Origin of the sequence: Reyranella sp., from assembly GCF_052439685.1 — a bacterium.
Classification (GTDB): Bacteria; Pseudomonadota; Alphaproteobacteria; order Reyranellales; family Reyranellaceae; genus Reyranella.
Genome location: NZ_JBQVQG010000003.1, coordinates 194,890 through 209,436 on the forward strand (window position 1 = coordinate 194,890; position 14,547 = coordinate 209,436).

Here is a 14,547-nt window from a genome sequence, read left to right on the forward strand (position 1 = left end):
CATCAGCGGATCGGCGGGGAGTATTGAAGGCCGCCCTGGGTCCAGAGCGCGTTCTGGCCGCGGGCGATCTTGAGGGGCGAGCCCATGCCGACGTTGCGGTCGAAGCTCTCGCCGTAGTTACCGACCTGCTTCACGATGTTGTAGACCCACTTCTCGTCGACCCCGAGCGCCTTGCCCATGCCCGGCGTGACGCCGAGGATGCGCTTGATCGACGGGTTGTCGCTCTTCAGCATCTCATCGACGTTCTTCGAGGTGATGCCGGCCTCCTCGGCCTCGACCATCGCGTAGAAGGCCCAGCGCACGATGTCCGCGAACTGGTTGTCGCCCTGGCGCACCGCCGGTCCCAGCGGCTCCTTGGAGATGATCTCCGGCAGGATGATGAAGTCGTCCGGCTTGGCCGGCGCCGGGGTGTTGGCGGCGCGGGTCGAGTAGAGGCCAGAGGCGTCGGTCGTGTAGACGTCGCAGCGGCCGGCGTAGAAGGCGGCGCGGATTTCCTCGACCTTTTCGATGACGACCGGCTTGAAGGTCATCTTGTTGGCGCGGAAATAGTCGGCGAGGTTGAGTTCGGTGGTCGTGCCCGGCTGGACGCAGACGGTGGCGCCGTTCAGCTCCTTGGCGCTCTTCACGCCGAGCTTCTTCGGCACCATGAAGCCCTGGCCGTCATAGTAATTGATGCCGGTGAACTCGAGGCCGAGCGCGGTATCGCGGGTCAGCGTGTAGGTCGTGTTGCGCGAGAGCACGTCGACCTCGCCCGACTGCAGGGCCGTGAAGCGCTGCTGGGCCGTGGTCGGGACGTACTTGACCTTTTCGGAGTCGCCGAAGATCGCGGCCGAGACCGCGCGGCAGACATCGACGTCGAGGCCCATCCACTTGCCCTTGTCGTCCTGCTGCGCGAAGCCCGCGACGCCCGTGTTGATGCCGCAGACCAGCTGACCGCGCGCCTTAACCGCATCGAGATCCTTGCCGGCATGCGCCGTGCCGGCGACACCGACCAGACCGGTGGCGACGACGCCGGCCATCATTTTCTTGAACATTTTTGTCATCCCTCGTGGTTGCCTCGGACGTTCCCGTCGGTCGCCTGTCGCGATCGTTCAGGATCGATGACGCAATTCGTAGGCGAACCGCCGGATCGGCGCAACGGCAGTGCGCCTGCTATCGCCGGAGGTCAGAGGCGGTCGGCGGTGCGCGACGAGAACGGGTTGGACGACCACGGATCCGCGCCCTGCAGGCCCTGGAAACGGCTGTCGCTGCTGCCGCGGCTGCGCTCGGAGGCGCGCTTGATCTCCTGCTGCCACTGCCGATAGGAGACGAGCTGCTCGCCCGCCAGGTTGCCGTTGCCGCCCTTGTCCGAGATGTAGGGCTGCGGGTCGACGAACTGGCCGTTCACGATCACCGAGAAGTGCAGGTGTGCGCCGGTGGAGCGGCCGGTCGAGCCGACATAGCCGATCAGGTCGCCCTTGCGGACGCGCGTACCGGGGCCCATGCCCTCCGCGAAGCGCGACATATGGGCATAGAGTGTCTCGAAACTGTCGGCGTGGCTCAACTTCACCGTGCGTCCGTAGTTGAAGTACCAGCCCTGGTGATTGATGACGCCGTCGGCGGCCGCGTAGATGGGGTCGCCGGTCTTGCCCTCGAAATCGATGCCATTGTGGAAGCCGCTGCCGCTCTTGCGGCCGTAGTAGCGCCGCGTGCCGAACGGCGAGGACTGCCGCGCTTCCGGCCGCGGATTGGTGAGGGCGGTGCCGCCGAGCCGTCGGCCCTGGTCGTCGAACCAGCCTTCCGGCTGGTTCTGGGGAGCGAACCACCAGAAAGACTGTCTCGCCGCGCCGTCGCCCAGGCTGGCCACGAGAACGCGCGGCGTACCGTCGACCGTCCGGCCCTGGACGACGTCGATGCGAGCGGCAGCCGGTGCGAAGCCGGCAAGCGCCTGGGTCAGTTCCTTGAGCGCGGCCGGATTGGCGCCGGTCGGAGCCAGGGCGGTGGCCAGGGTGGCGCTGCTGGTCTTCACCGTCTTGACCGAATCGGCCACGACCGAGCGCGCGCTCGGTCCGACGGTCGCCGGGGCCGAGCCCGGCAAGCTCGAGACGCGCTCATCATCATCTTCGGTGGCGCCGGGAGCGAGCTTGAAGCCAAACGTGCCGTCGGCGCCCCGCGAGAGGTCGACGGCCAGTGATTTGTTTGAATAGAGCTGGAGCGAGACAAGGCGCTTGGGCTGGCCGCCGCCCTGCGGGGCAAGCACGGCGCGGCCGGAGCTGGCGGCCTTGACCTCGGGCTGGCTCAAGGCCTTGCCGACGGCGTCGGCGGCAGCCTGCGCATCGTTGGGATCGACCTGCAGGAGGATGAGCTGCTGCGCGACCGAGCTTTCGGTCGCGATGGAGAAGGCCTGGACGTCTTCGCTGGGGACGGGCGCCGGGGCCGAACGGGCCACAGGCTTCTTGAGGTGGCTCTTGGAGGGGGCCTTTACCTGGGCCATGGCGCCCGCGGCGCAAAAGAGAGAGGAGACTGCAAGGGTCGCTGCCGTGAGGCTGCGGATGTTTCGCCAGCTATAGGCGCGTTGGAGACGCGTCATGTTGGACGTCATCGTGAGGCCGCTCCCGTTCCATTGAACGCTACTAATTGACGGTTGGGGCTACTGAACGATCCACCGACTCCCCCAGTCGATGCTCCTGCGTGCCCCGCTTGAACGGCACTTTGGCCACGGAGCATCCACAAGTCCATAAAAAGTTGCAAAAATGCAACACCCGTGAAAACTGCCTAACACCTTGGAAATGTTAGGATTTTAGACTCGGCTTCCTCAAGGTCTGCAAAGGTCACAGGGGAAGGGGGCCGGTTTTTGCTGCGTTGCGAATAAGCCTGGACCACGCAAGGAATCCTGCGGCGGTGCCAGAGTTCTTTACGTCGGCCCCGCAGGGATTGACCGGCACGATCCTTCCGCATAACCGGCATGACTGAGCATCCGGATCACCGCGCCACCAGAAGAGGTGGCCAGCATACGCGTAGGAGGAGAACGAAATGACCGATCCGATCGAGCTTCTGATCCAGGGACGGGCGCATGATCTGGGAGGTGGTTTCGCGGTCCGCCGTGTCCTGCCGAGCGTGAAGCGGCGCACCGTCGGGCCCTTCATCTTCCTCGACCATTTCGGGCCGATGGACGTGCCGCCGGGCGGCGGCATGGAAGTCCGGCCGCATCCACATATCGGCCTGGCCACCGTCACCTACCTGTTCGACGGCGGCATCTACCATCGCGACAGCCTGGGTTATTCGCAGGCGATCCGGCCGGGCGACGTGAATTGGATGACCGCCGGCAGCGGTATCGTGCACAGCGAGCGCACCGAGCCCGAAATGCGGGCTACCGGCTTCCGTATGCACGGCGTCCAGACCTGGGTGGCGCTGCCCAAGACGCATGAGGAGACGGCACCGGCCTTCGAGCATGTCGAGGCGGCCCGGCTGCCGGCCTGGACCGAGGGCGGCGCCTCGCTGCGGCTCATCGTCGGCACCTATGCTGGCCGTACCGCACCGACGACCCATTTCTCGCCGATCTTCTATGTCGGCGTCGAGATGGCGGCCGGCGCCTCGCTGGCAGTCACGCCCGATCACGAGGAGCGCGCGATCTATGTCGCCGAAGGCATGATCGTGGTGGGCGAAAGTCAGTTCGGCGTCGGCGACCTCGCGGTGCTGGCGCCCGGCCAGACCGTCGAGATGCTGGCCGGGCCGGAGGGCGCCAAGGCGATGCTGCTGGGCGGCGCCGCCATCGACGGCCCGCGTCACATCTGGTGGAACTTCGTCTCCTCGAGCAAGGAGCGGATCGAGAAGGCCAAGGAAGACTGGCGCGAGAAGCGCTTCGCCATGGTGGCAGGGGACCCCGAGTTCATCCCGCTGCCCGACCGGTAGGAGGAACGGTAGGCGAAACGACGGCAGCCAACTTTGTCATCGCGGGCGTAGGTCTTTCGCTTCGCTCAAGACGACAACCGCCTACTTCTTTTCGACGTTCCAGAACACCGTGACGGGCGATTCGATGTTGCCCGTCACGCCCTTGCGCCGGGCCATGGGCTGCAGGAACTGGCCGAGCGGGACGGTGACGCCGCCGTCCAGGATGCGCTTCTGGACCTGCTCGGCGATCTCGAACTGTTTCTTCGGGTCGCCTTCGCCGACGAAGGCCAGGCGAAGCCGCTCGATCTCCTCGTCGAGTGGCCAGCCGAACTGGGCGCGGTCGCCGCTCGCCTCGGCATAGTGGTTGTTGACCGGATCTATCAGCAGAACGGCAGCGGCCGCCGTCATCGCGATGTTCCATCCGCCCTCGGCCACCGGCACCTTCTTGGCCCGCCGGGCAACCAGCGTCTGCCAGTCCATCGACTGCATGTCGACCTTGAAGCCGCCGCGCTCGAGCAGCGTCTTGGCGACCGGCGCGAGGTTGGTCAGGACGGCGAGGTCGGTCGACTGCAGCAGCACGATGGGCGTGCCGTCATAGCCGGCCTCCTTCAGGATCTTCTTCGATTCGTCGAAGCGCGATTCCAGGATGCCTTCGGTGCCGGCCGCATTCTCGAGCGGGGTGCCGCAGCCGAACATGGCCTTGCAGACCTTGTAGTAGCGCGGATCGCCGATGACGGCCTGCAGGAAGTCCTTCTGGTTGAAGGCCATCATCGCGGCGCGCCGGTAGCGCACGTCGTTGAACGGCGGCTGCTTCCAGTTGAAGCGCAGGATGTAGGTCGAGCCGAGCTGGTCGGGAATGACGATCTCGACGTTCTTGTCCTTCTCGATGACCGGGAGCAGGTCGTGCGACGGCTGCTCGATCATGTCGATTTCGCCCTGCTGCAGGGCGTTGATCGCCGTCTGCGCGTCGGGGATCGAGACCCATTCGACCCGGTCGACCTTGGCCACCTTGCCACCGGCGAGGCCTGACGGCGGCTCGGCGCGCGGCTTGTAGTCGGGATTGCGCAGATAGACGACCTTCTCGCCGGGCTTCCATTCGTCCTTCTTGAAGATGAACGGCCCCGAGCCCGTCGTGTCGGAGATCTGCTGGGTGACCGGCGTCTCGGCGACCCGCTTGGGCATGATGAAGGGCGGAATCGAGGAGGGCTTGGCCAGCGTCTTCAGCATCATGCCGTAGGGCTTCTTCAGCACGATCTGGAAGGTGCGGTCGTCGAGCGCCTTCATCTCCTGGGTCTGCTTGCCCAGCAGGCCGCCCAGCGTATCCTTGTCGGTGAAGCGCTTGATCGACGGCAGGACGTCCGCCGTCGTCACCGGCTGGCCGTCATGCCACTTCAGCCCCTCGCGCAGCTTGAAGGTCCAGGTGAGCTTGTCGTCGCTCACCGTCCAGCTCTCGACCATCTGCGGTCGCGGTTCGAGCTTGGCGTCGAGCGCGAACAGCGTGTCGTAGATGAGATAGCCGTGATTGCGGACGATGTAGGCCGTCGTCCAGACCGGATCGATGATCTTGAGATCCGACTGCATGACGACCTTGAGCGTCTTGCTCGGCTGGGCATAAGCAGGCGCTGCGGCGAGCAGCGCGACGGCGGCGAACAGGGCACGACGCAACATGAAGGACTCCCTTAATTGGACGCCGGAGGAGTCCAACTCGTTTCTTCGTCGAGCGGATAGACGGGCCTCGGCAGTTTGGTCCAAGTGAAGTTCGCCAGTACCGGCGAGGTCAGGCCCGGACAATCGACTTCGTAAATCTGTTCCGGCTGGAAGAACTCGTCGAAGCCGCCACGGAAGTGGCCGCGACTCTTCACGACCACGGTGCGGGCCTGAGCAATGTCCAGGCCAAACATCTCGAACTGGCGCGGGTCCATGCACTGGCAGCGGATGCTGATGACCACGATGAGGATGCCGCCGAGATCGAGCAGCGCAGAGGGGCCCATGTCGGCCGAGACGTTCCTGAGCACGCCGCGGCGGCCGACGAACTGGCCGTCAGACAGCTTCACCACCTTGGCTTCGCAGTCGAAGGGCAGGGAGAATTCCTGGTGCTCCTGTGTGTTGAACGAGGCGTTGAAGATCGCGCCTTCGCCGAGCGCGTGCGCCTGGGCGGCAAGCGCGGCATCGTTGAACACGCCGAAATAGACGCCCTGCGCCCGCGCGCCCTTGAGCGCCCGCAGCAGATAGGTGGTGTTGCCGCGCCCGCCGCCGCCGGGATTGTCGGCGACGTCGGCCAGGATGATCGGCTTGCGGCGCTTGTCGCGGCCGATGGCGGTGGAGAGCTGCACCGCATCCGCCAGGGTCATCATCTCCCGCTTGAACCGCTCCCTCGTTCCCCAGGCGCGCTGGGCGATGTCGAGCGCAAGGTCGGCCGCCGCCTTGGCGTTGCCGTTGCGCGCCGTGACGACGGCGGTGAGGCCGTTCTTGGGACTGTCGCTGTAGGCGAAGCCCGCCATCACCGAGACATTGAGGATGTCGCCGCCTACCTTGGTCTGGCCGTAGTTGATCAGGTCGGCATAGGGGCCGCGTGCCGTCAGCAGCGCGATCTGCGGCGGCACCAGCGGGATCTTGACCATCTCGACGGCGGTGCGCGTGCCGGAGAGCAGTTCGCGCATGTGCTTGGCCGCCTCGACGCCGCGCTCGTAGATGTCGACATGCGGGTTCTCGAGATAGCCGACGAAGACGCTGAGATTGTCGGTCATGCGGCGCGAGACGTTGGCGTGCAGGTCGAACACCGAGACGATGGGCACGTCGGGGCCGGCGACGCGCCGCAGCATTTCGAACAGGTCGCCGTCGGGATCGTCGGTGCCCTGTGCCAGCGCGGCACCGTGGCAAGAGACGAAGATCGCATCGACCGGCAGGATCGACTTCAGGCCGGACTCGATCTCGGCGAGATAGGCCTTGAAGAACTGTTCCTCGACCGGACCACCTGGCTGCGCCAGCGACACGCGCAGCGGCACCGGCGTCCAGTTGCCGGTGCGATCCATCTCGTCGAAGAAGCCCGGCAGGTCGGGCATGGTGATCGACTTGCCGGAGCGCGCCTCGCTCACGATGCGGTTCCCGCGGATGTCGACGTCGTGTTCGAAATCCTCCGCCGTCGTCACCGGCGCGAATCGGTTGCACTCGATGGCGAAGCCGAGAACGGCGATACGCGGATTGTCCTGGGACACGAAAACCTCCTAGCGCTGTCGCGCGAGGAACGCGTCGACCAGCGCGTTGAATTTAGCGGCCTGCTCGAAATAGGGCGAGTGCCCGGCATCGGCAATCGTCTGGGCTTCGCCGCAGGGCAGGCTTGCCGCGATGGCGCTTGCCAGGAACGGCGGGAAGACGACGTCCTCTGCGCCGGCGATCAGCAGCGTCGGCACGCGAAACGTCGCGAACTCGGCCAACGTACGCGTCGCGGTGCGGCGCAGGCCGGCGCGCAGCTTGTCCTTGTCGAGGGCGCCCGCCATCTCGTCGATGCTGCGATAGAGGAGATGCAGCGCGGGAAAGCGCTCCGCGGCGCGTTCTCCCATCGCCGGATGGATGCCGTGCGCCATGCCGGCCGCGATCGTGGCTTCGGCCGCCGCGAACCAGGCGTCGTATGCGGCGCCGCCGGAAGGATCGCTGCCCCGCCGGTCGAGGGTACCGGAGGTCGAGCTCAGCACCAGCGCCTTTACGCGGTCCGGGTGGGCGAGCGCGTATTCCAGCATCGTCCAGCCGCCCATCGACTGTGCGACGAGGCGCACGTCGGAAAGGGCGAGGTCATCGATCAGTGCGGCGATATCACCGGCATAGTCGGCGGGATCGACTCCCTCCGCGACCGGATCCGACGGCGCGAAGCCACGATGCGCAAAGGCCACGCAGGTATAGTTGGGCGCGAAGTGCGCCACCTGCTGCCACCAGCTCAGGTGATTTCCGCCCAGCCCGTGCGCGAACAGCAGCGCGGGTCCGCTGCCCGAGACCTCGTAGTAGAGATTGCCGAACGGGCGCTTCAGCCGACCGACGGTGCGGGATGGCGCGGCGTAGGAACTCATGCGGAGCGTCTCCTCTCAGAAGAAGATCAACCTAGGGCCCACGATGCCGAGCGGCCAGCGTCCCGCCGCGAAGACGAAACGCGCTTCCGAGGGGCGAGCGGCGAGGCGATGGCCGTTCCCCGTGGACTGCTCTCCTCAGACGAGGGGCTCGGTATTGAAGGCTTCGAGATCGGTCGAGAGATCGGCGAACTGGCCGCCGAACTGGCCGACGATGTCGTGGGCGAGCGCGTCCGGCGCACCGGCTTCGAGGTGTGCGACCGGCCGCGGCTGGCCGAACAGGAAGACCTCGCGCCCGCGCACGCCCAGCAGCTGGCCAGTGATGGCCTTGCCCGCCGGGGAGCAGAGCGCCGTCACTAGGTTGGCGACGTGGTGTGCGCTGATCTTGAGCGCGCGTTCCCTGTCGGCCGTCTGCGCGTCGTACGCTGGCTGAAGGCTGTCGGTGACGCGCGCGTGGGCAAACGGTGCCACGGCATTCGCGGTGATCTGCGCCGGCGCGAGATCCATAGCCGTGACCCGCGTCAGGCCGAACAGGCCGGCCTTGGCGCTGGCATAGGCGGCCTGGCCCAGGTTGCCGTAGAGGCCGGCCGAGGAGACGATGTTGACGATGCGCCCCCAGTCGTAGCCCTCCTTGCCGCCGCGGCCCGACTTGCCCTGATCGCGCATGACGATGGAAGCCGCGTTGATGAGATAGAAGGCCGCGGAGAGGTTAGTCCGGATCACGGCATCCCAGTCGGCCGGAGCGGCGCGGAAGACGGGGGCGTCGCGCAGGATGGCGGCATTGTTCACGACGATGTCGATGCCGCCGAACGTCCTGACCGCGAGGTCGACGAGCTGTTTGCCGACGCCGGGCGAGGCGACGCTTTCGGTGAAGGCGAGAGCCCTCTTGGCGCCTGCCTTGTCGTTCAGTTCCGTGACGGCGGCGCGCGCCACTTCGGGATCTCCGCCGTCACCCGTGATCGAGGTGCCATTGTCGGCCACGACAACCTGTGCGCCCTCGGCAATAAGCGATTCCGCGATGGCACGGCCGATGCCGCGGCCGCCGCCGGTGACGATGGCGACGCGTCCTTGCAGGAGAGCGCTCACTGTTCCGCCCCGGTTTTCTTTCCCGCGCTCGCCATCTCGGCGGCCGTGTAGAAGGCATCGGCATGGATATCGACGCGCCGCATGCCGCGCTGTTCCAGCAGCAGGGTGGCGGCCTCGACCATCACCGGCGGGCCGGCGAGATAGGCCTTGCAGCCATCGACCTCGTCGAAGTCCTGCGCCACGGCCTCGTGCACGAGCCCCTGGCGCAAGCTCGAACCGCCGCCTTCGCTCAGTACTGGAATGAAGTGCAGGTTCGCGTGCTTCCCGGCCAGCGCGGCGAAATGGTCGTGCAGGTAGAGGTCGCGTTCACCGCGGACGCCGAAGTAGAGATAGATGTGCTGCGGCAGTTGCTTCTGCAGCGCGCGCTCGACGATGGATTTGATCGGAGCCATGCCCGACCCGCCCGCGACCGCGATGATCGGGCCACGGTGGCTCTCGCGCAGGTAGGACGGGCCGAACGGCCCCTCGACCCTGACGCTGTCGCCGACCTTCAGCTTTTCCCACACATGGGCGCTGGTGGCGCCACCGGCCGTGCGGCGGATATGGAATTCGAGGATCGGATCGCCGGGGACGTTGGCCATCGAATAGTCGCGCGGTGGACAACCCTCGAAGGTCACCGACGCGAACTGGCCAGCGGAGAAGTCGAAAGGACCGCCCGAGGCGATTTCCAGCCGCACCCGCTTGATGTCGTGCGTGGCGTCGTCGAGCGCCACGACCTTGCAGGCGAGGAGGCGGCGCGGATGGACGATCAGGTCGTCCTCCTCCAGCCAGGCGACTTCGCACGCGTCGCGCGGCACGGCGCGGCAGGCGAGGATCAGGCCGCGCGCCTTCTCCTCGTCGGACAGCGCGAACTCGGAATAGCCCCCCATCGTCACCTCGCCCTTCACGAGCTGCGACTTGCAGGCGCCGCAGTTTCCGGACTGGCAGCCGAATGGATAGGAAATGCCGGCGTCGAGCGCGGCATCCAGGATGGTGGCGCCGGCCGGCACGTCGATCGTGCGGTCGGCGGAGGTGATGCGAACCTTGAAGCTCATCTGGTACGGCGGCGAATGGGTCTGCTCCCGAAACAATCCGCGTCTAGCGCTCCGGCGGAGAGCCGTCCACCTGCCATGCTCCGCCGGCCGTCCTTTCGACCGCCGAAACCCGGAGCCTGATCGATCTTCCGGAAAAGGTGCGGGCTTCCGCCCGTCCGCTATAGTCCCCGCCCCATGAGCTCAGCCCATCCAGACTTCCAGAACTTTCCCAAGGATCTCATGCACGATTCGGAGATGCTCGAGATCCTGCGTGCCAACCCGCCCGAGGCGTTGAAGACGCTGAACGGCGAACTGCTCGATATCGATTCGACGCGCGGCTATGCGCGGTTCCGCTTCGAAGTCGTGCCGGCCTTCTGCCATTCGCAAGGTCGCATCTGCCAGGGCGGCTTCCTGACCGGCATGGTCGACACCGCCATGGCCAATGCCGCCATCGTCAAGGGCAAGCTCGGCGTCGCCGTGCCGACCCTCGAACTCAAGATCAGCTTCTTCGAGGCGATGGGGCCGGGTATCGTCTATGCCGAAGGCCGCGTGATGCGCTGGGGCGGTTCGGTCGGCTTCCTTGACGGCGACCTCAAGGACGAGAAGGGCCGCCTGATCGTCCACTCGACCTCGACGATCAAGATCGTACGGCCGAAGGTGAAGGCATGAGTTAATATCCGGTCGAGACGACGGTTTTTTGAATTACCCGAAGCGAGCCTGCCAGTGCTCGGCGATCTGGCGGCGCGTCGCGAACCAAGCGCCGCCTTTCTGCTTCATGTGCGACACGATCCGGTCGAGCGCGGCGATGCGGCCGGGGCGGCCGATCATCCGCAGGTGCAGGCCGATCGACATCATCTTCGGGAACCGCTCGCCCTCGGTCCATAGCGTGTCGAAAGCGTCGGTCGTGTAGTCGGCGAAGTCGCGCGCCGACACGAAGCGATGAAAGCCCTGGTGATAGTGCATGTCGTTGGTGTCGAAGCTGTAGGGCAGGACCAGGTGCCGCTTGCCGGCGACCTCGACATGGAACGGCAGGTCGTCGGAATAATCGTCGCTGTCGTAGAGGAAGCCGCCTTCCTCGACGAGCAGCCGGCGCGTGTTGGGCGAGGGCGTGGAGCGGGTGTGCCAGCCGACGGGCCGGGTGCCGGCGATCTCGGTCAGCGCCTTGACGGTGCGGGCGATGATCTCGCGCTCGGTCGCCTCCTCCATATGGGCGTGCTTTTCCCAGCGCCAGCCATGGCAGGAGATTTCATGGCCGCGCGCCACGGCGTCGTGAATCAGCCAAGGCGAGAGTTCGGCGGCGAGGCCGCAGGTGCTCACCGTGGCCGGCACGCCCAGCCGCTCCAGCGAATCGGCGATGCGCCACCACGCGGCCTTGGTGCCATACTCGAAATGCGATTCCATGCACCGGTCGGGGACGCCCAAGACCTCGTCGGTGACCTCGTAGACCTTCTCGTTGTGGGCGTCGCCCGCCGACAACGACATCTCCGCGCCTTCCTCGAAGTTGATGACGAAGGAGACGGCGACCCGCGCGCTGCCGGGCCATTGCGGATCGGGCGGCGTGCGGCCATAGCCCTTGAGGTCGCGCAGCACGGTCACGATTCCCGATGGCCGATCACGTCGGCCAGGGGACCGGCGAGGCCCTTGGAGTCCTTGGCGGCGGGGCGGCGATAGGTGCCGAGCGTCGCCTTGCGCGGATTGAGCCGCACCAGGCCCTCGGCCATCGTCACCGCGGCCTGGATGCCGTCGACCAGCGGCACGGGCACGCGGTCACGGATCGTGTTGGCGAGGCCGGCGAGCGGCGCGCCGGCCAGGATCACGACGTCGGCGCCGTCGTTCTTCACGGTGCTGAGGGCAAGGTCGATCAGCACTTGCTCCTTCTCGTGTTGTACGTCGTCGATCGAGCGGAAGCCTTCGTCGGGCGTGCGGATGGCGGCGCAGCGGCCGGACATGCCGTGCCACTCGACGATCTCGGCGAACCACGGTTCGAGCGCCTTGGCAAAGCTCACGATCGCGAATTTACGGCCCAGCGTGCAGGCGACCAGCATCGCCGCTTCCGCCATGCCGACCAAGGGGAAGTCGAACAGTTCGCGTGCGCCGCCGAGGCCGGGATCGCCGAAGGCCGCGACGATGGCTGCATCGAAGGTGCCGCGCCGCTCGGCCAGCATCTCAAGCATCATGGCGCTGCCGATCGCGGCTTCGGCGCGGGTGGCGATGTAAGGCACGCCGCGCGGCGCGGTCATGGGCAGCAATTCGGTGCCGGGGCTCACGACGAGGCGGCCCGCGGTCACGAGACGATCGGTGACGCCCGTGGACGTGTTGGGATTGGCGACGAGGATTTTCATGGCAGGACCTTATCCGATGGGGGCGCGACCCGCGCGCTGCCACAGCCGGTCGGCGACGGCCTGGGCCCGGGTGACGATCTCGGCGCCGTCGACGCGCACCGGCTGGCCGCCAGCCAGGACAATGCGGCCGTCGACGATCACCGTGTCGACGTCGCGGCCCGAGGCGCTGTGGACCAGCACGCCGTAGCCGTCGACCAGCGGTGCCAGGGACGGCGAGCGGTTGTCGAGCAGTACGATGTCGGCGCGCTTGCCGATCTCCAGCGAGCCGATCTCGCTGCCCATCCCGAGGGCGGCCGCGCCTTCGCGAGTCCCCCAGTCGAGCACGGTGCGGGCGTCGAGCACGTTGCCCTGTCGATCGATGCGCTGCATGGCGATCGACCAGCGCATCGCCTCGATCAGGTCGCCGGAGAAGGTGTCGGTGCACAGCGCGATGCGGGCGCCGGCGTCGCGCAGCTCGACGATCGGCGCGATGCGGCCGCCCTTGGCGTTGCCGATCGGAGCGTGCGCCACCGTGATCCCGGCCTTGCCGCACAGCTCGATGTCGGCGCGCTCCATGTGGATGCAGTGGGCGGCGATCAGCCGCTCGTTCAGCAGGCCGAGCTTGTCGAGCAGGCGCGCCGGGGTCAGTCCGCTGCGCGCCTGCACGGCCTCGACCTCGATCGGCAGCTGCGCCAGGTGGGTGTGCAGGTTGCCGCCATGGGCCTCGGCCAGCCGGCCGACTTCGCGCAGCAGGTCGTCGGAGCAGGTGTCCGGCGCGTGCGGGGCCCAATCGCAGCGGATGCGGCCGCCGTCGTGGCCGTTCCAGCGCTCGATCAGCTCGGCGTTCTCCCGCAGGCTGGCCTGGCCGACCTCGGTCTTGTGCTCGTAGCGGCCGACCGCAAGGGCCGCCGGGTCGGCGTCGTGCACGCGCCCCGCGATCACGGCGCGCAGGCCGAGCTCGGCGGCGGCGCGAGCGCACGACGACGGATAGCGATAGTAGTCGACCACGGTGGTACAGCCGGCACGCAGCAGCTCGTACATGCCGAGGCACGACAGGGCATAAGCGTCGTCGGCGTCGAGCCAGTGGCCCTGCGGGATGCCCGGCGTGTACATCGGCGCGAAGCCGATGTCCTCGATCATGCCGCGCGTGATCATCAGCGGCGTGTGGTTGTGCACGTTGACGAGGCCCGGAATCACCAGCCGGCCCTTGCCGTCGAGATGCTTCGTCGCCGACCAGCGTGCCTCGAGCGCTGCGGCCGGGCCGATGTCGACAATCCTCCCGCCGCTCACCGCCAGGGCGCCGTTGCGGAGGACGCGGCCCTGCTCGTCGAGGGTCAGCACGAGGTCGCCGCCGACGAGCAGGTCGCAGGGTTGGAGATCGATATCGTTCATCTAGAAATCCGCCATCTTGCGCAGGCCGACCAGCCGGTCGCCGATGATCAGGGCGAGGATCGCCAGCAACACGAGGCCGGCGGAGATGGCGGCGATGGTCGGGTCCGGCCGCTCCTCGACATATTGCAGCATCTGGATAGGCAGCGTCTTGGTCCAGGCATCGGTGAAGAACATCGAGATCGGATAATTGTCCATCGAGGCCAGGAACGCGAACATGCCCGAGGTCAGGAAGGCCGGCGCGAGGGACGGCACCAGCACCCGCGTGAGCGCCGCCGGGTAGGAGCAGCCCAAGGTGCGGGCGGCGTCGATCAGCGAGAAGTCGAACAGCGAGAGGGCGCCGACCACGGTGCGCACGATGTAGGGCAGGGTGATGACGACGTGCGCGACCAGCAGGCTGGCATAGACGTCGCGCAGCCCCATCGCCTTGAAGCCCTGCAGCATGGCGATGCCGATCACCAGGCCCGGCAGCATCAGCGGCGAGACGAGGAAGGTCGAGATCGTCTCGCGGCCGGGAAAGCGACCGCGCACCAGGGCGATGGCGCACAGGGTGCCCAGCACCATCGCGACGGCCGTGGAGACGGCGGCGATCTGCAGTGAAACCACGAGGGCGGGCAGCAGGCCGCGCATGCCGGCCAGGCGCTCGTACCAGCGCAGCGACCAGTCGGGTGGCGGCAGGGTGAAGACCGTCGAGGAGCCGAACGAGACGGCGATGGTGACCACGAGCGGCGTCATCAGGAAGACGACGGTGAAGCCCGCGATGGCACAGACGAAATACCGCGTGGCGCGTTCGAGGGTGGTCATGTGGGG

13 protein-coding genes are annotated in these 14,547 nt (G+C 67.0%); 2 read left to right on the forward strand and 11 right to left on the reverse strand.

Translation table 11 applies throughout. From position 1 onward, the window contains the following. Window positions 1–2 precede the first annotated feature (2 nt). Window positions 3–1,034 (reverse strand): amino acid ABC transporter substrate-binding protein, encoded by a 1,032-nt coding sequence (locus tag ACT6UX_RS06515; RefSeq protein ID WP_444774335.1) that lies wholly within the window; start codon window positions 1,032–1,034, stop codon window positions 3–5. Window positions 1,035–1,165: 131 nt separating this feature from the next. Next, the gene (locus ACT6UX_RS06520; RefSeq protein ID WP_444774336.1) at window positions 1,166–2,569 is read right to left on the reverse strand and encodes a M23 family metallopeptidase; all 1,404 of its coding nucleotides are present in this window, start codon (window positions 2,567–2,569) and stop codon (window positions 1,166–1,168) included. Window positions 2,570–3,012: 443 nt separating this feature from the next. On the opposite strand from ACT6UX_RS06520, the gene ACT6UX_RS06525 reads away from it, so the two are divergent. After that, on the forward strand, window positions 3,013–3,891 hold the full coding sequence (locus ACT6UX_RS06525) for a pirin family protein (protein WP_444774337.1): 879 nt from the start codon (window positions 3,013–3,015) through the stop codon (window positions 3,889–3,891). Window positions 3,892–3,972: 81 nt separating this feature from the next. Here ACT6UX_RS06525 and ACT6UX_RS06530 read toward each other — a convergent pair whose 3' ends face one another. The 5 genes from ACT6UX_RS06530 to ACT6UX_RS06550 all read right to left on the reverse strand — a co-directional run bounded on the left by ACT6UX_RS06530 (window position 3,973) and on the right by ACT6UX_RS06550 (window position 10,048). Then, window positions 3,973–5,538 carry an ABC transporter substrate-binding protein gene (locus ACT6UX_RS06530; RefSeq protein ID WP_444774338.1) on the reverse strand — a complete coding sequence of 522 codons (1,566 nt, stop codon included), beginning with the start codon at window positions 5,536–5,538 and terminating at the stop codon, window positions 3,973–3,975. 11 nt (window positions 5,539–5,549) lie between these two features. Further along, the gene (locus tag ACT6UX_RS06535) at window positions 5,550–7,085 is read right to left on the reverse strand and encodes a M81 family metallopeptidase (RefSeq protein WP_444774339.1); all 1,536 of its coding nucleotides are present in this window, start codon (window positions 7,083–7,085) and stop codon (window positions 5,550–5,552) included. A gap of 9 nt (window positions 7,086–7,094) precedes the next feature. Next, window positions 7,095–7,931 carry an alpha/beta fold hydrolase gene (locus ACT6UX_RS06540; RefSeq protein ID WP_444774340.1) on the reverse strand — a complete coding sequence of 279 codons (837 nt, stop codon included), beginning with the start codon at window positions 7,929–7,931 and terminating at the stop codon, window positions 7,095–7,097. A gap of 135 nt (window positions 7,932–8,066) precedes the next feature. Continuing rightward, on the reverse strand, window positions 8,067–9,014 hold the full coding sequence (locus ACT6UX_RS06545; protein WP_444774341.1) for an SDR family NAD(P)-dependent oxidoreductase: 948 nt from the start codon (window positions 9,012–9,014) through the stop codon (window positions 8,067–8,069). After that, complete coding sequence (locus ACT6UX_RS06550) at window positions 9,011–10,048, reverse strand: 2Fe-2S iron-sulfur cluster-binding protein (protein ID WP_444774342.1); 1,038 nt, start codon at window positions 10,046–10,048, stop codon at window positions 9,011–9,013. Before ACT6UX_RS06550 ends, ACT6UX_RS06545 begins: the two co-directional genes overlap by 4 nt. A gap of 174 nt (window positions 10,049–10,222) precedes the next feature. On the opposite strand from ACT6UX_RS06550, the gene ACT6UX_RS06555 reads away from it, so the two are divergent. Further along, on the forward strand, window positions 10,223–10,696 hold the full coding sequence (locus tag ACT6UX_RS06555; RefSeq protein ID WP_444774343.1) for a PaaI family thioesterase: 474 nt from the start codon (window positions 10,223–10,225) through the stop codon (window positions 10,694–10,696). A 33-nt stretch (window positions 10,697–10,729) separates the two neighbouring features. Here ACT6UX_RS06555 and ACT6UX_RS06560 read toward each other — a convergent pair whose 3' ends face one another. From ACT6UX_RS06560 to ACT6UX_RS06575, 4 genes are read right to left on the reverse strand one after another with little or no spacing between them, the layout of a single operon-like run. Continuing rightward, window positions 10,730–11,617 (reverse strand): polysaccharide deacetylase family protein, encoded by an 888-nt coding sequence (locus tag ACT6UX_RS06560; RefSeq protein WP_444774344.1) that lies wholly within the window; start codon window positions 11,615–11,617, stop codon window positions 10,730–10,732. A 2-nt stretch (window positions 11,618–11,619) separates the two neighbouring features. Further along, window positions 11,620–12,369: an aspartate/glutamate racemase family protein gene (locus ACT6UX_RS06565; RefSeq protein WP_444774345.1), complete on the reverse strand. Its 750-nt coding sequence runs from the start codon at window positions 12,367–12,369 to the stop codon at window positions 11,620–11,622. Between the two features lie 9 nt (window positions 12,370–12,378). Next, window positions 12,379–13,740, reverse strand: coding sequence for an amidohydrolase family protein (locus ACT6UX_RS06570; RefSeq protein WP_444774346.1), 1,362 nt, complete (start codon window positions 13,738–13,740; stop codon window positions 12,379–12,381). Next, window positions 13,741–14,541, reverse strand: coding sequence for an ABC transporter permease (locus ACT6UX_RS06575; protein ID WP_444774347.1), 801 nt, complete (start codon window positions 14,539–14,541; stop codon window positions 13,741–13,743). Window positions 14,542–14,547 lie beyond the last annotated feature (6 nt).